This window comes from Pseudomonas sp. AC083 (assembly GCF_979253165.1).
Genome location: NZ_CEEDDH010000001.1, coordinates 483,234 through 503,490 on the forward strand (window position 1 = coordinate 483,234; position 20,257 = coordinate 503,490).

Sequence of the window (20,257 nt, forward strand, 5' to 3'; positions counted from 1 at the left end):
GCTCCCACAGGGAAATCCGTGGCTGACCCGGCTTTGTGATTCGGCACATAGACCTGTTGGAGCACACCCCTCTCCCACAAGTTTGCGCTGGTCAGTCGTCTCCCGGCGCCAGCAGCAGATTGGGCGCCAGACGCTGATAACCGTCCTGGGCCAGGCGCATGTCCAGCAGCAAACTGCCGAGATCTGCCGACAACGCCTCGGCTTCGGCGTCGTTCTCCAGGTAGAGCAATTTCAGGTAGCTGTTGCAGCTTGGGCAGACTTCGGCGCGCAGCGGGGCCTGTTCGGCGCTGTGCCGATCGTCCTCCTGGCTCAGGTACTCGAGGCCTTTGCTCTGCTCGCAATACACGCACTTGACCCGCACCACATGCCATTCGCAGGCGCACAGCGAACACACCAGATAGCGCAAACCGTTGTGCTTGCCGCGATGGCGAATCACCCCGGCCATGGCCGGTGAACCACAGGCCGGGCATTGGCTGAGGCTGTCGCCGGGTTTGAGTTGCAGATTCGGCACGCTGAGCAGCCAGTGGCTCCACGCGGTTTGCAGCGCCGCGCCGAGAAACGGCACCAGCGCCGCCGGTACCAGCGAATACTGACCGCTGACCAACGCCACCGCCCATGCGCGCAATTGGCCGGGACTGGCGGTGCGCAGCGTGTCCAGCGCGTCGATCACCGCAGGTTGATCCGCTGGCGCATAGCGCTGCAGCAAGGCGTCAAGCCACGGCTGCCAGGCATCTTCGCGCACCAAGGTGTCTGCCGCGAATGGTGGCAGACCGTGTTGCTGACAGGCTTCGAAACGCTGCGCATCGAATGGCGCGGTCAGCGGCGGATCGTCGAAGACCTGCTGCTGCGCCCGGCACAACCCGGCCATCAGGCGCAGATAATCCGCCAACCCATTGCCCTCGGCCAGACGCTCAAGGCGCTCGGCGCGCAGGGCAAACAGGTTACGTGGCGGCAGATACAGAAACGGCGGCGAACTGGCCGCCGCCTCGATCTCCCCAGGTTCAAGAATGCTTGGCAAAAGTCAGCCCTTTTTCGTCAGCGGTCGCTCGGGCACGTCCCGAGGCTGTTCGTCGCGGGTCACCTCGCGGTACCACAGTGCATGGTGTTTCTTCGCCCACGGCCGGCTGACCCAGCCATGCAACATGGCGTCGACCGAACCCTTGATCCACAAACCGGCGTAGATGTGCACGATGATGCTCAGCACCAGCACGAACCCGGCCAGCGCATGCAACAGCATGGCCCAGCGGATGGTGGTGATGCCGAAGTACGCGCTGAACCACGCGCGCCAGATCACCAGCCCGGTGAACAGCAACGCGAGCATGCACAGCAGTAAAGTCCAGAACAGCAGTTTTTGCCCGGCATTGTATTTGCCCACCGGCGGTACGCTTTCTTCGTCGTTGACCATCACCCGATTGATCCGCCGCAGCCACTGGCGGTCATTGGCGATGAAGAAGTTGGTGCGCCAGAAGCTGAACACCAGGCCGAGGAACAGCACGAACATGGCGATGCCCATGTACGGGTGCAGGATCCGCGTCCAGGTGCCGCCGCCGAACAGATTACTGAGCCAGAACAGCGACGGATGAAACAACGCCAGCCCGGACAACCCGGCCATGAAAAACAGGATCGCCACCAGCCAGTGATTGGTGCGCTGGTTGGCGCTGTAACGCAGGATCGTCTTGTTGCTCATGGCCGCTCCTCCCCGCGTGGATCGAAGGTGTGCACCGCCGGGTCGACCACGTGCACCGAGGTGTCGGGTGGCGTCGGATGCTCGTCCTCCTCGACGCGATTCGGGCCGATGCGCACGTAGTGGAAGAACCCGGCCAGCACCGCCGCGCCCATCGCCAGCAGGCCGAGGGGTTTGCTGATGCCTTTCCACAAACCCACCAGCGGACTGATCGCCGGATGGTCCGGCAAACCGGCGTAGATTTTTGGCGTGTCGGCGTGGTGCAGCACGTACATCACGTGGGTGCCGCCAACGCCTGCCGGGTCGTACAAACCAGCGTTTTCAAAGCCACGGCTTTTCAGGTCGACGATGCGTTCGGCGGCGTGTTCTTGCATGTCTTCCTTGGTGCCGAAGACGATGGCGCCGGTCGGGCAGGTTTTCACGCAGGCCGGCTCCAGCCCCACCGCGACCCGATCGGAACACAGCGTGCATTTGTAGGCCTTGTGATCCTTCTGCGAAATGCGCGGGATGTTGAACGGGCAACCGGTGATGCAATAGCCACAACCGATGCAGTGGTCCTGATCGAAATCGACGATGCCGTTGGCATGCTGAATGATCGCCCCAGGGCTCGGGCATGCGGCCAGACAACCGGGTTCGGCGCAGTGCATGCAGCCGTCCTTGCGGATTAGCCACTCAAGGTTGCCGGCGTCGGTTTCGTGCTCGGTGAAGCGCATCAGCGTCCACGAATCCGCCGTCAGGTCCTGCGGATTGTCGTAGGTGCCGTGGTTGTGGCCGACCTCGTCGCGCAGCTCGTTCCATTCCGAGCAGGCGACCTGGCAGGCCTTGCAACCGATGCATTTGGTGGTGTCGATCAGCTTGGCAACGCCCTGCTGGGTCCTCACCGACGGCGGCACGGTAGTGGTGGCCGAGCGGGCAATGATGTCTTGGCTGGCCATTTACAGTTTCTCCACGTTGACCAGGAATGACTTGGATTCCGGGGTCTGAGTGTTGCCATCGCCGAGGAACGGCACCAGGGTGTTGGTCAGGTAACCGTGGCGCGTCAGGCCGGTGAAACCCCAGTGCAGCGGGATGCCGATCTGATGCACGACCTGGCCGTTGACCTGCAGCGGCCGGATCCGTTTGGTCACCACCGCCACCGCCTCGATAAAGCCGCGCTTGCAGCTGACCCGCACGCGATCACCGGCAGCGATGCCCTTCTCGTTCGCCAGCACCTCGCCGATTTCGACGAATTGCTCGGGCTGAGCGATCGCGTTCAGCTTGCAGTGCTTGCTCCAGAAGTGGAAATGCTCGGTAAGCCGGTAGCTAGTGCCGGCGTAGGGGAAGTCCTTGGCTTCGCCGAGGGTTTCCCAGACCGAATCGAAGATCCGCGCCGCCGGGTTGCTGGTGGCCTTCTTGTTCTGCGGGTGCAGCGGATTGATGCCGATCGGCGTTTCGAACGGCTCGTAGTGCTCAGGGAATGGCCCTTCGTTCATCTTGTCGACGGCGAAGAACCGCGCGACGCCTTCGGGGTTCATGATGAACGGATTCATCCCGGCTTCCGGCGGCACGTCGGCCTTGTAGTCAGGGACGTCGGTGCCGGTCCAGGCCTTGCCGTTCCACCACACCAGCCGCTTTTTCGGATCCCACGGTTTGCCCGCCGGGTCCGCCGAAGCGCGGTTGTAGAGAATCCGCCGATTGGCCGGCCAGGCCCACGCCCAGCCCTGATGCTGGTGCATGCCAAATGGGTCGGCGTTGTCGCGCCGCGCCATCTGATTGCCGGCTTCGGTCCAGCTGCCGGCAAAAATCCAGCAGCCAGACGCGGTGCTGCCGTCATCCTTGAGCAAACCGAAGCCGGCCAGTTGTGTACCGGCCTTGACCGTAACGCCGCTGGCATCGGTGAAATCGCTGACCGCGCTGCCGTTGATTTCCCGCGCCAGTTCTTCCGGCGAAGGCTCGTCGGGGATCTTGTACGGCCACGACAGTTTCAGCAGCGGATCAGGAAACTTGCCGCCCTCGCTCTGATAACGCTGGCGCAGGCGCAGGAACAGTTCGCTCATGATGCGAATGTCGGTCTGCGCTTCACCGGGGCCATCGGCGCCTTTCCAGTGCCATTGCAGCCAGCGGCTGCTGTTGACCAGCGAGCCGTCCTCTTCGGCAAAACAGGTGGTCGGCAGGCGAATGACTTCGGTCTGTATTTCGGCGGTTTTCACGTCGTTGTACGGCCCGACGTTCTGCCAGAACTCCGAGGTTTCCGTGGCAAGCGGGTCCATCACCACCAGCCACTTGAGCTTGGCCAATGCGCCCATCACGCGGTTCTTGTCCGGCAACGCAGCGATCGGATTGAAGCCTTGGCAGAAGTAACCGTTGACCTTGCCCTGGCTCATCAGGTCGAACATCTTCAGCACGTCGTAGTTGGGGATGTCGAGCTTCGGCAAATGGTCGAACAGCCAGTTGTTCTCGGCGGTGGCATTGGCGCCGTACCAGGATTTCATCAGGCTGACGTGGAATTTGCTGTAGTTCTGCCAATACGAGAGCTGCCCCGGTCTTAGCGGAACCTGTGTGCGTTTGAAGATGAACTGACCGTAGTCCTGCTCGCTGTCGCTGGGCAGCGTGAGGTAGCCGGGCAAGGCGTTGGACAGCAGACCGAGGTCGGTCAGGCCCTGGATGTTCGAGTGTCCGCGCAGCGCATTGACGCCACCGCCGGGCATGCCAACGTTGCCCAACAGCAGTTGCACCATCGCCGCGCTGCGGATGATCTGCGCGCCGATCGAGTGCTGCGTCCAGCCGAGGGCGTAGAGAATCGTCATGGTCTTGCCCGGTGTCGAGCAGGTGGCGATCTCTTCCCAGATTTTCTGCATCGCGTCGACCGGCATGCCGCAGATCTGGCTGGCCAGGTCGATGTTGTAGCGGCTGTAATGCTGCTTCATCAGTTGATAAACGCAGCGCGGGTCTTGCAGGGTCGGGTCGACGCGGACGAAACCGTCCTCGGCGAACTCGTAGCCCCAGCCGGACTTGTCGGTATAGCTGCGTTTTTCCGCGTCATAGCCGCTGAACAGGCCGTCTTCGAAGCCATAGCCGGCTTTGACGATGAACGACACGTCGGTGTAATTGCGCACGTATTCGTGCTGGATCTTGTCCTCGGTCAGCAGGTAATTGATCAGCCCGCCCATGAAGGCGATGTCGGTGCCGGTGCGGATCGGCGCGTAATAGTCGGCCACCGAAGCGGTCCGGGTAAAACGCGGATCGACCACGATCAGCCGCGCAGCGTTATGCGCCTTGGCCTCGGTCACCCATTTGAAGCCGCACGGATGCGCTTCTGCTGCGTTGCCGCCCATTACCAGGATCAGATTCGCGTTGGCGATATCGGTCCAGGTGTTGGTCATGGCACCACGGCCGTACGTCGGGGCAAGACTTGCCACCGTCGGGCCGTGTCAGACACGCGCCTGGTTATCGAACCCCAGCAGACCGAGGCTGCGAATCACCTTCTGGGTGATGTAGCCGGCTTCGTTGGATGCCGCCGACGCCGCAAGGAAACCGGTGGTCAGCCAGCGATTCACCGTTTGCCCGTTGGCATTTTTCTCGATGAAGTTGGCGTCGCGGTCGGCCTTCATCAGGTCGGCGATGCGATCGAGGGCTTCGTCCCAGCCGATGCGCGTCCATTCATTGCTGCCGGGCTTGCGCACTTGCGGGTACTGCAAGCGGCCGGGGCTGTGAATGAAGTCGAGCAGGCCCGCGCCTTTCGGGCACAGCGTGCCGCGATTGACCGGGTGGTCGGAATCGCCTTCGATATGAATGATGTTTTGCGCCACGTTCTTGCCGGCATCGCCCTGGCTGTACATGATCAAACCGCAACCGACCGAGCAATACGGGCAGGTGTTGCGGGTTTCACGGGTGTGGGCGAGCTTGAAGTGACGCACCTGCTCGGCGAAGGCCGCCGTCGGGGCCATGCCCAACGCGCCCAGGCTTGAGCCTGCAAGGCCGATACCGGCGACCTTGAAGAACTGACGACGGCTGAGATCCATCGTGCACTCCTGATCAGGTGGAACCCGGTACTTGTGCCGGGCTTTATCTGGACAATCACGGTTGCGACGCCTTGGCGCCGACTTTTTCACTGTAGACAAAGACCTTGCCGATTGTGTGAAAACCGACCGTCGGGTGTCTGGCCCGGATTTCCAGCCAGCACACAACCCCTGTGGGAGCGAGCCTGCTCGCGAAAGCGGTGGGTCATTCAACTCGATGCTGCCTGACCCGACGTATTCGCGAGCAGGCTCGCTCCCACACAGATGGCGTTGCGCATAGAATGTCCGGCAGAACCAACTCCGCCTTGACGAGACCGCGCATGACTTTCGATTTTGATCAGCTGTTCGACCGCCACCACACTGGCAGCACCAAGTGGAGCCGCTACCCGGCGGATGTGTTGCCGATGTGGGTCGCTGACATGGATTTTGCCGCGCCGCCGGTCATCGTCGAAGCCTTGCAACAGCGCCTGCTGCACCCGCTGCTCGGTTACAGCGTGGCGCAAGACAACCTTCGCGAAGCCATCGTCGCCGACCTGTGGAACAAGTATTCATGGCAGGTCAAACCGCAGGAGCTGATCTTCCTGCCGGGCGTGGAATCCGGCTTCAACATGGCGCTCAAGGCGTTGGTCCAGGCGCAGCAGAATGTCGTCGTGCAAGTGCCGAACTACCCGCCGCTGCGTCATGCGCCGGGGCATTGGGGCCTGAACAAGGTCGAGCTGGATTTCAATGCCCAGGCCGATGGCACTTACGCCACGCCGCTGGACGCACTGCGCGAGTCGCTGAAAGGCGGCGGCGCCCTGCTGTTGAGCAACCCGCACAACCCGATCGGCAAGGTCTTCGATCGCGAAGAGTTGCAGGCAGTCGCGGACATCTGCGCAGCGCAGGACGCGTGGATCATCTCCGACGAAATTCACGCCGAACTGTGCTTCGACGGCCGCGTGCACATTCCCACCGCATCACTGAGCCCCGAGATTTCCAAACGCACGATCACCCTGATGTCGGCGAGCAAGGCCTACAACATCGCCGGCCTCAAGACCTCGTTCATGATCATTCAGGACGCCGCTCTGCGCGAACGCGTCAACCACGCTCGCTGCGGCATGGTCGACAGCGTCAACCCGCTGGGCATGGAAGCCACCCGCGTCGCCTACAGCGAAGCCGCACCGTGGCTCGCCGAACTGAAAACCTACCTGCAGGCCAACCGCGACTGGCTGGTAGACGCGGTGCGCACGCGCCTGCCGGGCGTGACCATCAATGTGCCGCAGGGCACTTATCTGGCGTGGCTCGATTGCACCGCGCTCGATCTGCCGGATCCGCAGCAGTTCTTCCTCGAACAAGGCAAGGTCGGGCTGAGTGCCGGACTGGATTTTGGTGACCAGCATCAGCAGTTCGTGCGGTTGAACTTCGGTTGCCCGAGGGCGTTGCTGGAAGAAGGGATTGCGCGGATGGAGCGGGCTTTGGCTAACCGCAATCTCTGATCCTGCCCCGAGATTCCCCTGTGTAAGTGATCCCCTGTGGGAGCGAGCCTGCTCGCGAAAGCGCAGTGTCAGTCGACATATTTATCGTCTGACAGACCGCTTTCGCGAGCAGGCTCGCTCCCACATTGGTTTTGCATAGCCAACTAAATCCAGCGCAAATCCGATCGAACTCAAGGCAAAGCCACCGGGTCAACCCGGAACACTGGCCTTGAAATCAGGAGACCCTGCGATGACTGACTATCCAAAACCACCCTTCCCGAAACAAGCCCAACCGGTGCCCGGCTCGCAACGCAAGATGGAACCGTATCCAGACTGCGGCGAACAAAGTTACGTCGGTTCCGGCCGTCTGGCCGGCAAGATTGCCCTGATCACCGGCGCTGACAGCGGCATCGGTCGCGCGGTGGCGATTGCCTTCGCCCGTGAAGGTGCCGACGTCGCCGTGGCTTACCTGAATGAACACGAAGACGCCAAGGAAACCGCACGCTGGGTCGAGCAGGCCGGGCGTCAGTGCATCCTGCTGCCGGGCGATATCGCCGAGAAAGCGCAGTGCCAAGCGCTGGTCGACAAGACCGTCGAGCGCTTTGGCCGCATCGACATTCTGGTCAACAACGCCGCGTTCCAGATGACCCACGAAAACTTTGAAGAAATCCCCGATGACGAATGGGTGATGACCTTCGACGTGAATATCACTGCCATGTTCAGGATCTGCCAGGCGGCGATCAAACACATGCGCCCCGGTTCGTCGATCATCAACACCAGCTCGGTCAACTCGGATATGCCCAAGCCGACCCTGCTGGCCTACGCCACCACCAAAGGCGCAATCGCCAACTTCACCGGTGGCCTGGCGCAGATGCTCGGGCCGAAGGAAATTCGCGTCAACAGCGTCGCCCCTGGCCCGATCTGGACGCCGCTGATCGTCTCGACCATGCCCGATGAAGAAGTACAGAACTTCGGAGGCAGCACCCCGCTCGGCCGTCCCGGCCAACCGGTGGAAGTCGCGCCGATTTACGTGCTGCTGGCCTCCGACGAAGCCAGCTATATCACCGGCCAGCGCTACGGCGTGACCGGCGGCAAACCGATGCTGTAACCGTGCAGCAGAAAAACTGAACCCGAGCGGCATGGCATCTCTCCATACCTGTAAGCGCCTACGGGCCAACAGGAACAGGAGGTTGTCATGTCCGCCCCCCTCGTCAGACTCTTCACCCAACCCAACTTCGCCTGGACCGATATCCGCCGCGAAGAAGAAACCCATCCCCGCCACTACCTCGCGCATCTGCTGCTGCTCGCGCTGATTCCGGCCGTGTGCCTGTTCATCGGCACCACCCAGGTCGGCTGGAGCCTCGCCGTGGGTGAAAACGTGCGATTGAGCACGGCCAGCGCCTTGCAACTGAGCGTGTTGCTGTACGTGACGATCGTCGCCGGTGTCGCGGTCATGGGCGGGTTCATTCGCTGGATGTCGCGATCGTTCGATGCGCGGCCGACGCTCAATCAATGCATCGGTTTTGCCGCCTACACGGTGACGCCGTTTTTCCTCGCCGGGATTGCCGGGCTGTACCCGAGCCGCTGGCTGGCGATTCTGGTGCTCGGCGCGGCGTCGATCTATTCGACGTTTCTGCTGTTCGTCGGCTTGCCGACCTTCATGCATGAGCGCAAGGAGCAAGGCCTGATGTATTCGGCCTGCGTGTGGGGCGTTGGCCTGCTGGTGCTGGTGACCATGCTGGTGTCGATGATTCTGCTGTGGTTCAACGTGCTCATCCCTGAGTACCTGCGCACGACCGTGAGCTGACCCGGTGCGCCTGCCCTTGGAAATTCACCGCAGTGAGCGGTCATGAGTTTTGGCGTATGGGTCGCGGTGCTCGGCGCCGTGCTGCTGACGCTGGCTCTGACGTCGTCATGGTTGCGCTGGATGCCGGTCACCACCTCGGCGGTATGTCTGCTGCTGGGCATCGCCATCGGCCCCAGTGGCCTCGACCTGCTGCAATTGCCGCTGGAAGAGTCGTCGTTGTGGATGGAGCACCTGACGGAAGTCGCGGTGCTGTTTTCCTTGTTCGTCTGCGGTTTGAAATTGCGTCTGCCACTGCGCAACAAGTCCTGGCGCATCGCTTTTGGTCTGGCCGGGCCGGTGATGATTCTGACGATTATCGGCGTGTGCCTGCTGTTGCACTGGGGCCTGCAATTGCCGTGGGGGCCTTCCTTGCTGATCGGCGCGATTCTGGCGCCGACCGACCCGGTGCTCGCCGCGCTGGTGCAGGTCAATGATGCGCAGGATGTTGATCGCGTGCGCTTTGGCCTCTCCGGAGAGGCCGGGCTCAACGATGGCGTGGCCTTCCCTTTCGTGATTCTTGGTTTGCTGTTGCTGCACGGTGACGGTAGCGCCAGCGAATGGCAGCACTGGGTGGTTCGCAGCCTCTTGTGGGCGGTGCCGGCCGGTTTGCTCACCGGTTACTGGATGGGCCGTGGCATCGGTCGAATCGCCCTGCTGCTGCGCATTCACAACGAGGACAGCACCCTCGGCCCCAACGATTACCTGACCCTCGCGCTGATCGCGCTGTCCTACGTGGTCGCCGACGCCATTGGCGGCTACGGCTTTCTCGCGGTCTTCGCTGCCGGCCTCGGCCTGCGTCAGGAGGAAGTCAAATCCACGGGCATCACCCAGGCACCTGCCGAGCATCTGGTGCAGCCGGTGGTCGGTCATCAGAACGTCGAACCGCAGAACGCCGTGCATGGCGACACAGAAAAGCTGGAAGACAGCCAGGTTGCAGCGGGGATCATGATGGGCGACATGCTGGCGTTCGGCAGTCTGGTCGAGCGGGCGATGGAAGTATTTCTGGTGACCCTGCTCGGCGTCGTCCTGATAGCGCACTGGGAATGGCGGGCGTTGTGGATCGGCGCGGTGCTGTTCTGCCTGATTCGCCCGCTGAGCGTGGCGCTGATGCCATGGGGCAATCTGCTCAGCGGACCGCAGCGGTTGTTGATCGGCTGGTTTGGCATTCGCGGCATCGGCAGCCTGTTCTATCTGTTCTTCGCCCTGAACCATGGCCTCGATTCCGACGTGGCCAAGGTCTGTACCGACATCACTTTGTCGGTGGTGGCCCTGAGCATTCTGCTGCATGGCATCAGCACACAACCAATGCTGGCGCGCTATGAACGTCTGAAGCAACGAAAAAGTTGATTCGTCGACCGCTGCGCCTGTCTGGAAATGATCGAAGATTTTTCTGCAAAAAAATGGATCGCCGGGCGCGACCCAACGGTCACAACTTTAACCGCGCCAATCATCCAGCGCGGCCCGGCAGGTTCGGTTCCCCTGCGGTGAACGGCCTATTAAACGGAACCCCGACACAAACAAGGTCACGGTCATGAACGAATGCTCGACTCCTGCGCAAATCAAGGCTTGCAGAGCACTGGCTCTGGAACGCAATCGTCAACTGTTCGAAGAAGCCCACGAACTGAACCGAGCGGCCAACGCGCTGCTGGAACAGACGCCGACCGACTTCGAACGCTTTGAGCAATACCGGGCACTGCGCAAGAAAGCCGATGCGAAATTTGAAGATGCGATCGATCATCTGTGTGTGCTGAATGAGGATTTTCCGCCGATTCCGGCGGCGGTGCAGAATGCTGTTACGCCGCGGCGTGAGCTGGAACCTGCATGAAAAAAGTCAAAAGCCCCTCACCCTAGCCCTCTCCCGGAGGGAGAGGGGACTGACCGAGGTGTTCTCATGTGCTACACCGACCTGGCATACCGCGCCGAATGTAGATTTTGAAAAGCATGAAGACCTGCTCCCTTTCCCCCTCGCCCCCTTGGGGGCGGTCCGACGTTTCGGGAGGGCTGGGGTGAGGGGGTAAGATCTCACAGGCACCACAAAATCCAGCACCTGTTCCCTGCCCCCGACCAATCCACCTCAAGGATTGGTCACCTGTATAAACACCGCATAAACCCCCAACATCACCCAGAACGTGGCAAAAATCCAAGGCGTGCGCACCGAGAACAGCAGCGACTTGCGATAGCCCTTGTGGCTCGATTCCATCTCACTGAACAGCGGCGACTCATCGTAAGCCGCGCCCATCACCGGCTCGCTGTGCAGCAACTGGCTCTGCTTGAAGTGCCAATGATCGATGATGTCGTATGCCGCACGAATCCCCGGCCAGGCATTCAGTGAACTGAGCACACCGAGCAGCGCCAGAAACGGCGGCACGACGAGGGTGAACATCTTGCCCCACTCCGGATTGAGGTTGGCCATGCACGAGGCGAAAGCGATCACCAGGAACGACTGCGCCGCCAGGTAGGCGTCGGTGCGGTTGGCGAGGATGCTGGTTTCGTACTGAATTTCCCGGCGATAGAAATCCAGGCGTTCCTTGGGTGAGCCAAACATCTTGGCGTCGTGTTCGGCCAAGGCTTCTTCAACAGCGCTTGGCTGGGTCAATATGCGAGACAAGAGACGTGCCCTCCAAAAGTGAACAAGACCTTTGGAAAGGCACGCGTCAGCACTAGTTCAGCCGGATCGACCAGCGAGTTACTTCATCGATTGGGCGATGATCTGCACCAGACTCGCTTGGGTGAACGGTTTCGGCAGGCGCGGCAGTTGAGCGGCAAAACCCTCGAGGCGTTCGGCATATCCAGTGGCGAGAATGATCGGCAGATCCGGCTTGAGCAGGCGCACGGCCTGGGCCAGTTGCGCGCCACTCATGTGCGGCATGGCCATGTCGGTGATCACCAGATCGATCACCTCGCCCTGATCGAACAATTCCAGCGCCTTGGCGCCGGAAGTCGCGCCAATGACCCGGTGGCCGAGGTCTTCGAGCAGCAGACTGGTGCTGGTCAGCACCAGCGAATCGTCGTCGACCACCAGCACACTGAGCCTTGGCACTGCAATCGGCGCTGCGTTGCTGTAGCTCGGGCGACTGACCGCGCGCTCAAGCGCCACCGGAATCCACAGCTCGGCTGCCGTGCCGTGGCCCTTCTCGCTTTTCAGAATAAAGCGCCCGCCCAACTGCTCGATGAAGCCATGCACCATCGACAAGCCCAGCCCGGTGCCCTTACCCAGCCCTTTGGTGGTGAAGAACGGATCGCGAGCACAGGCCAGCGTGGCTTCGTCCATGCCTTCACCGGTGTCGATCAGGCTCAGGCAGACGTAACGCCCCGCCGCCAGGGTCGAATGGCTTTGTTCCAGCACCACTTCGGCTTGCGCCTGAATAATCACCGTGCCGCCCTCGGACATGGCATCGCGGGCATTGGTCGCCAGATTGAGGATCGCCAGTTCCAGCTGATTGCTGTCGGCCAGAACTGGCTGCAGATCGTCGGGGAAGCGCGTTTCGATGCGAATGCCCGGCCCCAGCGAACTACGCAGCAGCCCGGTGATGCCCTGGACCAAGTGCGCAATATCCACCGATTCGGTCTTGAGTTCCTGACGGCGGGCAAAGGCCAGCATGCGCTGGGTCAGCGACACACCGCGCAAGGCGCCCTGGGTGGCGTTTTCCAGCAGACGGGCGATTTTCGGCGCGTCGCCGATGCGTTTCTGCACGATCTCGAGGTTGCCGAGAATCACCGTCAGCAGGTTGTTGAAGTCATGGGCGATGCCGCCGCTGAGTTGGCCGATCGCCTGCATCTTTTGCGCCTGGAACAACGCTTCGCGGGTCTTTTCCAGTGCCTGCTGCGCCTCATGGGCCTCGGTGACATCGCGGGTGATCTTGGCAAAGCCGAGCAGCGTGCCGGTGTCGCCGCGAATCGCATCGACCACCACGTGGGCCAGAAAGCGCGTGCCGTCCTTGCGCATCCGCCAACTGCGGTTCTCGAAGCGGCCTTCGCGGGTGGCAATCTCCAGCGAACGCTGCGGCTCACCGAGTTCGCGGTCTTCGGGGGTGTAGAAAATCGAAAAATGCTGGCCGATGATCTCTTCCGGCAAATAGCCCTTGATCCGCTGCGCGCCCTGGTTCCAGTTGCTGACGCAACCTTCGGGGCTGAGCATGTAGATCGCGTAGTCGGTGACGCCCTGCACCAGCAGGCGGAACTGCTGTTCGCTTTGCTTGAGGGTTTCCTCGGCCATTTTGCGGTCGGTGAGGTCACGGGTGATCTTGGCGAAACCGAGCAACTGGCCGTTGGGGTCGATGATCGGGTCGATCACCACGTGCGACCAGAAGTGCGTGCCGTCCTTGCGCACGCGCCAGCCCTCGCCTTCGAAGCGACCTTCACGGATCGCCGTGTCCAGCGCCCGTTGCGGCATGCCGTTGGCGCAGTCTTCCGGGGTATAGAAGCGCGAGAAGTGCTCGCCGATGATCTCGACTTCTTCATAACCTTTGAAACGTTTGGCGCCGGAGTTCCAACTGGTGATGGTACCGTCGGGGTCGATCATGTAGATCGCATAGTCGACAACCGCGTCGATCAGCAGCCGGAAACGGCTGTCTTCAATCGCTGCGGTTCTGTTGTTTTCACTCATCACACTCACCAGCCACTGTCATGGGCTGAAGTATGCGTGAATCCGCTGATTTGGAAAGTACCGGCTCGCTTTTGATCGCCCACCAGCGTGGCAGCAGTTGCTGGATGCGGCTTTCGGCAAAGCGGTCATCAATGAGCATGACGGTGCCGCGATCCTCCCGGGTGCGAATCACCCGCCCGGCGGCTTGTACGACTTTTTGCATACCCGGGTACAGATAGGTGTAGTCGTATCCGGCGCCAAAAATGGCGGCCATGCGCCGCTTCATCTGCTCGTTGACCGGGTTGAGCTGCGCCAGCCCCAGCGTGGCGATGAACGCACCGATCAGCCGCGCGCCGGGCAAATCGATGCCCTCGCCAAACGCGCCGCCCAACACCGCAAACCCCACACCCTGGCTGTCGGCGCTGAACTGGTCGAGAAACGCCTGCCGCGCGCCCTCGGCCATGCCCCGCGATTGCAGCCACTGAGTGATGTGCGGATGGCGCTCGGCCAATAAGGTCGCGACCTGTTGCAGGTAATCGAAACTGCTGAAGAACGCCAGATAATTGCCCGGGCGCTCGCTGAACTGACGGGCGATCAGTTCGACGATCGGCTCCAGCGAGGCTTGACGATGGTTAAAACGTGTGGAGATCTGGCTGACGATGTGCACCCGCAACTGCTCGGCGCTGAACGGCGATTCGACATCGATGCACACCGTATCGGCGGGCGTGCCGAGCAGGTCGGCATAGTAGTTGCGCGGGCTCAGCGTGGCCGAGAACAGCACGCTGCTGCGCGCCGCGCTCAGGCGCGGGCCGATGAACGCGGCCGGCACCACGTTGCGCAGACACAGTTGCGACAACGGACGCTTGCGGTCGAGGTCGCGTTTGCTGATATCGAACAGGTAATGCTCGTCGTACAGCTCGGCGACCCGGGCGAATTGCAGCAAGTCGAAATAGAAGTTCTGCAGACCGCTGTCGAGGCCTTGCGGATGTTCGTTGAGGTAATCGCCAATGGCCGCGCAACACAGCGAAATGGCGTGCAGGAGCTTGTCCGGCGCCTTGTCGTAGGCCTGGTAGGCCGCCAGTTGCGGCGCATGCAGCGCGTTCCATTCGCGGTTGACCCGTTGCAGGGCATTCTTCAACGCGGCGGGGGCGGTTTTGCGCACGCTGGCGAGGGTGAACTGGTCGAGACTGGCGCTGTACATCTGCCGGCCGCGCTCGACCAGGTTGTGCGCCTCGTCGGCGAGCACCGCGACTTTCCACTGATTGAGCTGGGCCAGACCGAACAGCAGCGCGCTGAAGTCGAAGTAATAGTTGTAGTCGGCAACCACCACGTCCGCCCAGCGGGCCATTTCCTGACTCAGGTAATACGGGCACACGCTGTGCTGCGCGGCGACTTCACGCATCGCTGCCTGATCGAGCAGGTTGATGCGGCTGGCAGCTTCGCGGGCGGCAGGCAAGCGATCATAAAAACCCTGGGCCAGCGGGCAGGATTCGCCATGACAGGCTTTGTCCGGATGTTCGCAGGCCTTGTCGCGGGCGACCATTTCCATCACCCGCAACGGCAGATCCGGCGCTTGCTTGAACAACACCTGACTGGCATCCAGCGCCAGTTTGCGCCCCGGCGTCTTGGCGGTGAGAAAGAACACCTTGTCCAGTTGCTGCGGCGCCAGGGCCTTGAGCATCGGAAACAGCGTGCCAAGGGTTTTGCCGATGCCGGTCGGCGCCTGGGCCATCAGGCAGCGACCGGTGCTGACGGCTTTGAACACTGATTCGGCCAGATGCCGTTGGCCGGGACGAAAATCCGTGTGCGGGAACGCCAGTTGCTGCGCGGCCAGATTGCGCGCTTCGCGGTGGGCCATTTCCTGCTCGGCCCATTGCAGGAACAAAGCGCACTGCTGCGCGAAAAACCCCTGAAGCGACTCGGCGCTGTGGGATTCAACCAGGCAGGTTTCCTTTTCGCTGACGACGTCGAAATACACCAGCGCCAGATTGATCTGCTGCAATTGCAGTTTCTGGCACATCAACCAGCCGTAGATCTTCGCCTGCGCCCAGTGCAACTGGCGGTGATTGGCCGGTTGCTTGCTCAGGTCGCCGCGATAGGTTTTGACTTCTTCCAGGCAGTTTTGCGCCGGGTCGTAACCATCCGCCCTGCCCTTGACCTTCAGTGCGCCGAATTCGCCTTGCAGCGCCACTTCGCTCTGGTACTGCTCGCTGCGCCGCGAGGCCACGGTGCGATGGCCGACGATGCCTTCCAGCGCGGTCGGTGACGGGGTGAAGCGCAGGTCGAGGTCGCCGGTCTTGGCGGTGAACTCGCCCAGCGCACGCACGGCAACGCTGTAACTCAAGCGCTCTGCTCCGCCCATTGCACGTAACACACGGCCACCGGCATCTGGTGCTCGTGGCAGAACTCCAGCCAGCGCAGTTGATTGTCTTGCAAGCGGTCGCCGGGGCCTTTGACTTCGATCATCCGGTAGGTCTTGTGCTGCGGCCAGAACTGGATCAGGTCCGGCATGCCGGCGCGGTTGGCCTTGATGTCGAGCAGCAGGCGATTGAACCAGTGTTTCAGGTGTTCGGCGGGCAGACAGGCCAGCGCCTGTTCCAGCAAGTCTTCGTTGAGCGCGCCCCAGAACACGAATGGCGACTGGATGCCCCACTTGTCGACGAAGCGCTGGCGGATGGTCTCGGCGTAGCGGCCGTCATCGAGTTCGCCCAGGCAGGCCTGAAACAGTTCGGCGCGGCGCTCGAGGAAGTCTTCGCTGAGCAGATCCACCGGGCCGCGCTGGAACGGGTGAAAGAACGCACCCGGCAACGGCGCGAAGATCGCCGGCCAGCACAACAGGCCGAACAGCGAGTTGATCAGGCTGTTCTCGACGTAATGCACCGGGCCGTCATCGGCGTGCAAGTGCGCTTGTACGTGAAATTCCACCGACCGCGCCGGATCGGTGCGCGGCAGGTGCAAGTCGAGGCGCTCGACCTCTCTGGCCTTGGCGCGCTTGAGCGGCGGGCCACCGAGTTTACGCCGCAGACGCGGGACGATGCGTTGCAAACCTTGTTGCTCGGCCGCGCTTTGCGGTGCCTGTTCAGCCAGCGTGCCGAGCTCCAGCGCCAGCGCGTATTCGCCGCAGCGTTCGAGCACACGGATCATGCGCAGCCGTGCGCCCGGATAAGCGCAGTCGCGGTAAACAGTCAGGGCCAGGGCAAAGTCGCCGATGCGCTCGGCGTACTGGCCGATCTGGAACAACGCCTTGGCTTGCCGGCGGCGCAGCCACGGGTTGTCGAATTGCACGGCGTTGATCTGCTCGACGATCTCGTCCAGCGGTTCGCCGGCCTCGAAACGCAGTTGGCACTGATGCAGGAACAGGCAGGCGTCGACGTCTTCGCGACTGCGCAGACCTCGGGAATCGGCACAGAACTCGACTTTTTCATAAGTGAAGATGCCCAAGTCGGCCAGGACGAACTCCGACCAGTCCTGATACAGATTGCCGAAGAACATCAACCGCAGGCGATCGCACAGGTCCATCAGGGTCAGGCTGAACAGCCGATCAGCCAGTTGCGGCGCCCAGACACGCAGGGGCTGCGCCTCGCTGAACTGTTCGGCCAGCACCGGCAGCCACTCGTCCTTGCGCCCTTTCGGCTGTTCTATAAAGGTGCCGAACGCTTGCAGGAGCTCGGCCTTGAGCAAGACATCGAACAACTCTGCCAAGGTCAGCGCAGCGTGTTCGTCGAGCCAGCCGTGATCGAGCAACGGCCGCGCCGCCTCGGCAATGTCGCCGATTTCCAGATAGTTGAGTTTGCTCGCGCGAAAGTGAATGCCCTTGCGCATGACCATGCGTACCAACAATCCCTGCGAGGCTTGCGGCAGCGTGTTGAAGTCGCGAATGAAGCCGTGCTCGCTTGTGCTCATCACATCGGCATAGCGAAGCCCAAGCCAATCAAGCACTTGCCGGAAGTTTTTGAGGTAATAGAACGGATCGTCGAGAGGGTTGGAGGTCACGGGAATTCAAAGCCACGGCAAGCGAACACTGGTTATGCGTACAGATAACAGCTCAGCCCCGCCCGGCGCAAACGGAAAAAGATCAATGGCATTTTTTCGCGCCGCCATCGAACTTTTCCGCCGCTGCTGGCACCAACCGCGTTACAGGGCCGACAATGCCCGCAATCACATTCAAGCAAGGAGTCAGAGGTGGGTATGAAAATCAAGATGCTGGGCATTCCTGTAGCGGTCGCCGCCCTATTGGCGCTGGGCGGCTGTTCGACCCAGACCGTGGTGACGTTGCAGAACGGCACCCAGTACCTGACCGAGGACATGCCGAAGACCGAGACCGAGGACGGTTTCTATGAGTTCGAGGACATTTCCGGCGCCAAGGTCAAGGTTCGCGCCGATGAAGTAGCAACCGTGCGCAAGGAAGACTGACTTGGCCTGAATGATCGTTCCCATGCGCAGCAAAGGAATGCCTCCACGGACGCTCCGCGTTCGGCTCTCGAGGGGGACGCAGAGCGTCCCGGGCTGCATTCCTTTGCTGCGCGTGGGAACGATCACACACTGGATCTGCGTCGTCCACAAATCCCCTGTGGGAGCGAGCCTGCTCGCGAAGGGGCCGGCACAGGCCCTGCTTCAACCTCAGGCGATAACCACCCCGTCGGCGCTCAAGCTCCCCAGCGCCACCCCCACCAGCGTCACCGAATCCGCACCAAACGTCAGCACAGTATCCTGCCCGACCGCCGATGCATGGGCTCGCAAATCATCCCCCGGCAACACGCCCTGCACGCCAAGAAACACCAGTTTGTCATCGGCCGTATAGCCAACGACCCGATCCTGGCCAAACACGCCGTTGAACAGAAACGTATCCGCCCCACCGCCCGATTCCATCAGGTCATTGCCCGCACCACCGACAAATACGTCATTGCCCGCGCCGCCGAGCAAATGATCATTGCCCTCCAGCCCGAACAGCCAGTCACCGCCGGCATGCGCCTTCATTGTGTCAGCGCCGGCCGTTCCTCTAACGCTCGATTCATAAGCGGTGAGGTTACTGCCGACTTTCAACCCCGTGGCCGTGACGCCATGTAGCACGTCATCCTTGAACACGCCCCAGAGAAACCCCGGCTCTTTGCTGACGATGCTGCCAATGTCACGGGTGATGCTGATCCCGCCGTTGGCATCGCGGATGTACAGGTGGCCAGCGCCGTCGTTGGCGAAATCGAAGTTCTTCACCGTCTGCTGCAAGTCGAGGGTGTTGCTGCCCTGCCCGCCCAGAATGATGTTGTAGCCGCCGCCGTCGCGGAAGCTGTCATTGCCGGCGCGGCCTTCCAGATAGTCATTGCCGCTGCCGCCCTGGATCAGGTCGTTGCCGTCACTGCCGATGATGAAGGTGCTGCCCTTGTGGGTTTCGGCGTTGCGGTTGAGGTCCTGCACCCACGTGCTGGCCCGCGCCGGGTCGGACAGGTTGGCGACGATGATTGTCGAGTCGCGGCTGGTCAGGTCGTAGAACTTCGATTCGAGCACGCGGGTCATGCCGTCGCCGTAGCCAGTGGGCAGGTGCGAAATCCACGTCGGGATATTCAGGATCGAATACGGCAGCACGTTCCAGGCGTTCGAGGCGTAGTGATCGTTGAAGCTGACGATGTTATCGGTGGTCGAGGCATGCGGCGCGTCGTGCACGCCCACTGAAGCGCTGCTGAAAGTCGAGCCGTCGAGGGCGCGAAACACCGGGTCGTTTTCGTAGCCGATATTCAGCACCTTGTCGCCGCTGCTTTGCGTCGGCGAGGCGTAGGCGATGTAGTTGGAGTCGGCAAAGAAACCGCCCCACTTGCCAGCGCTCAAGTCAGCCATGCTGTTCACCGCCAGGCCGCCCAGGCTATGACCGCTGACCAGCACGTCCTTGCCGCTGAGGCCGTTGGCCCGGGCGAATGCGACGACATCGTTGAGCAGATTGCCGAAGGCTTCGCCGACGTAGTTTTTTGCGTAATCGGCCGGGCCGAACGCGGCGAGCAGATCGTTGATCACGTCGCCAATTGAATCGCCAATGAGGATTTCGCGCGGGCCGCTGGTGCCGCGAAAGGCGATCCCCAGTTCGGTGAGGTGACCCTGAGCGTCGTACTTGCCGAGGATTTCCACTTGCGCGCTGGTGTAGCCGGCCTTCTCGCCGAAGAACGTCCCGCGTGCATCGGTCTTGCCGTCGTAGCCCAATTGCGCCGCGCTGATCGGCGTCCAGCCGGCCTTTTGCACGGCCTCGAGGGCGAGTTTTTCCGAATCGGGATTCCACGGGATACCGGGGATCACCCCTTGCGAATCGGTGCCGCCGATCAACGCCGTGACCAGCGTCGCCGGCAGGCCGAGGCCGAAGCCGTTGTGCTGGTAGCCCGCGGCGAAGCCGTTATCGAGGTTGTGATAGGAATACAGCGTGATCGCCATGGCATCGCTGAACAGCGCCGCGGAATCGGCTGTGCCGAAGTTTTTGTAGTCGTATACACCCATTGCCATTGCCTCTCTTGTTGTTGGAATTGTCAGAGATAGCTCACAGCCAGAGCGCGGGGCTCCGGAGCATTCATTACATCGTGCACAGCCTCTGCAGGAACTGCCGGAGGCTGCGATCTTCGTCCCCGGCTGCATTCCTTTGCGGCGCGTGGGAACGATCATGTGTACGCCGTACCTGTGGGAGCGAGCCTGCTCGCGAAGGCGGCAGCACATTCA

The 20,257-nt window shown here is 61.7% G+C and carries 15 protein-coding genes; 6 read left to right on the forward strand and 9 right to left on the reverse strand.

The features are described 5' to 3' along the window. Positions 1–91: 91 nt before the first annotated feature. From fdhE to fdnG, 4 genes are read right to left on the reverse strand one after another with little or no spacing between them, the layout of a single operon-like run. Positions 92–1,018 (reverse strand): formate dehydrogenase accessory protein FdhE, encoded by a 927-nt coding sequence (fdhE, locus tag AC0IXA_RS02060; RefSeq protein WP_471811437.1) that lies wholly within the window; start codon positions 1,016–1,018, stop codon positions 92–94. A gap of 3 nt (positions 1,019–1,021) precedes the next feature. Further along, the gene (locus tag AC0IXA_RS02065) at positions 1,022–1,687 is read right to left on the reverse strand and encodes a formate dehydrogenase subunit gamma (RefSeq protein WP_122706304.1); all 666 of its coding nucleotides are present in this window, start codon (positions 1,685–1,687) and stop codon (positions 1,022–1,024) included. Next, positions 1,684–2,619, reverse strand: a complete 936-nt coding sequence (gene fdxH, locus AC0IXA_RS02070) for a formate dehydrogenase subunit beta (RefSeq protein ID WP_160769317.1) — start codon at positions 2,617–2,619, stop codon at positions 1,684–1,686. Before fdxH ends, AC0IXA_RS02065 begins: the two co-directional genes overlap by 4 nt. Beyond that, positions 2,620–5,685 carry a formate dehydrogenase-N subunit alpha gene (fdnG, locus tag AC0IXA_RS02075; RefSeq protein ID WP_162999797.1) on the reverse strand — a complete coding sequence of 1,022 codons (3,066 nt, stop codon included), beginning with the start codon at positions 5,683–5,685 and terminating at the stop codon, positions 2,620–2,622. It abuts the gene before it with no gap. 317 nt (positions 5,686–6,002) lie between these two features. Between fdnG and AC0IXA_RS02080 the strand changes: the two genes are divergently transcribed. The 5 genes from AC0IXA_RS02080 to AC0IXA_RS02100 all read left to right on the forward strand — a co-directional run bounded on the left by AC0IXA_RS02080 (position 6,003) and on the right by AC0IXA_RS02100 (position 10,807). Next, a complete protein-coding gene (locus AC0IXA_RS02080) occupies positions 6,003–7,157 on the forward strand; it encodes a MalY/PatB family protein (RefSeq protein ID WP_341637423.1) in 1,155 nt (384 codons plus the stop codon). 229 nt (positions 7,158–7,386) lie between these two features. Next, positions 7,387–8,244, forward strand: a complete 858-nt coding sequence (locus AC0IXA_RS02085; protein ID WP_016774822.1) for a glucose 1-dehydrogenase — start codon at positions 7,387–7,389, stop codon at positions 8,242–8,244. An 87-nt stretch (positions 8,245–8,331) separates the two neighbouring features. Continuing rightward, positions 8,332–8,943: a Yip1 family protein gene (locus tag AC0IXA_RS02090; RefSeq protein ID WP_341637422.1), complete on the forward strand. Its 612-nt coding sequence runs from the start codon at positions 8,332–8,334 to the stop codon at positions 8,941–8,943. A gap of 42 nt (positions 8,944–8,985) precedes the next feature. Continuing rightward, positions 8,986–10,329: a cation:proton antiporter gene (locus AC0IXA_RS02095; RefSeq protein ID WP_341637421.1), complete on the forward strand. Its 1,344-nt coding sequence runs from the start codon at positions 8,986–8,988 to the stop codon at positions 10,327–10,329. 184 nt (positions 10,330–10,513) lie between these two features. Continuing rightward, the gene (locus AC0IXA_RS02100) at positions 10,514–10,807 is read left to right on the forward strand and encodes a hypothetical protein (protein ID WP_471811441.1); all 294 of its coding nucleotides are present in this window, start codon (positions 10,514–10,516) and stop codon (positions 10,805–10,807) included. Between the two features lie 249 nt (positions 10,808–11,056). On the opposite strand, the gene AC0IXA_RS02105 is transcribed toward AC0IXA_RS02100, so the two are convergent. The 4 genes from AC0IXA_RS02105 to AC0IXA_RS02120 form a co-directional block, all read right to left on the reverse strand. Beyond that, positions 11,057–11,590, reverse strand: coding sequence for a hypothetical protein (locus AC0IXA_RS02105; RefSeq protein WP_016774826.1), 534 nt, complete (start codon positions 11,588–11,590; stop codon positions 11,057–11,059). 78 nt (positions 11,591–11,668) lie between these two features. After that, positions 11,669–13,588, reverse strand: coding sequence for a hybrid sensor histidine kinase/response regulator (locus AC0IXA_RS02110; protein ID WP_471811443.1), 1,920 nt, complete (start codon positions 13,586–13,588; stop codon positions 11,669–11,671). Continuing rightward, on the reverse strand, positions 13,581–15,911 hold the full coding sequence (locus AC0IXA_RS02115; RefSeq protein WP_471811445.1) for an ATP-dependent DNA helicase: 2,331 nt from the start codon (positions 15,909–15,911) through the stop codon (positions 13,581–13,583). The genes AC0IXA_RS02110 and AC0IXA_RS02115 overlap by 8 nt, the downstream gene beginning before the upstream one ends. Next, positions 15,908–17,560, reverse strand: a complete 1,653-nt coding sequence (locus AC0IXA_RS02120; protein ID WP_341637417.1) for a VRR-NUC domain-containing protein — start codon at positions 17,558–17,560, stop codon at positions 15,908–15,910. Before AC0IXA_RS02120 ends, AC0IXA_RS02115 begins: the two co-directional genes overlap by 4 nt. Before the next feature lie 195 nt (positions 17,561–17,755). On the opposite strand from AC0IXA_RS02120, the gene AC0IXA_RS02125 reads away from it, so the two are divergent. Beyond that, complete coding sequence (locus tag AC0IXA_RS02125; protein WP_016774830.1) at positions 17,756–17,980, forward strand: YgdI/YgdR family lipoprotein; 225 nt, start codon at positions 17,756–17,758, stop codon at positions 17,978–17,980. A gap of 207 nt (positions 17,981–18,187) precedes the next feature. On the opposite strand, the gene AC0IXA_RS02130 is transcribed toward AC0IXA_RS02125, so the two are convergent. Continuing rightward, positions 18,188–20,041, reverse strand: coding sequence for a polyurethane esterase (locus AC0IXA_RS02130; protein WP_471811628.1), 1,854 nt, complete (start codon positions 20,039–20,041; stop codon positions 18,188–18,190). Positions 20,042–20,257 lie beyond the last annotated feature (216 nt).

Bases quoted from the DNA above. Each gene is read 5' to 3' on its own strand.
- AC0IXA_RS02065 (WP_122706304.1), bottom strand. From the start codon at position 1,687: ATGAGCAACAAGACGATCCTGCGTTACAGCGCCAACCAGCGCACCAAT.
- fdxH (WP_160769317.1), bottom strand. From the start codon at position 2,619: ATGGCCAGCCAAGACATCATTGCCCGCTCGGCCACCACTACCGTGCCG.
- AC0IXA_RS02080 (WP_341637423.1), top strand. From the start codon at position 6,003: ATGACTTTCGATTTTGATCAGCTGTTCGACCGCCACCACACTGGCAGC.
- AC0IXA_RS02085 (WP_016774822.1), top strand. From the start codon at position 7,387: ATGACTGACTATCCAAAACCACCCTTCCCGAAACAAGCCCAACCGGTG.
- AC0IXA_RS02090 (WP_341637422.1), top strand. From the start codon at position 8,332: ATGTCCGCCCCCCTCGTCAGACTCTTCACCCAACCCAACTTCGCCTGG.
- AC0IXA_RS02095 (WP_341637421.1), top strand. From the start codon at position 8,986: ATGAGTTTTGGCGTATGGGTCGCGGTGCTCGGCGCCGTGCTGCTGACG.
- AC0IXA_RS02100 (WP_471811441.1), top strand. From the start codon at position 10,514: ATGAACGAATGCTCGACTCCTGCGCAAATCAAGGCTTGCAGAGCACTG.
- AC0IXA_RS02110 (WP_471811443.1), bottom strand. From the start codon at position 13,588: ATGAGTGAAAACAACAGAACCGCAGCGATTGAAGACAGCCGTTTCCGG.
- AC0IXA_RS02125 (WP_016774830.1), top strand. From the start codon at position 17,756: ATGAAAATCAAGATGCTGGGCATTCCTGTAGCGGTCGCCGCCCTATTG.
- AC0IXA_RS02130 (WP_471811628.1), bottom strand. From the start codon at position 20,041: ATGGGTGTATACGACTACAAAAACTTCGGCACAGCCGATTCCGCGGCG.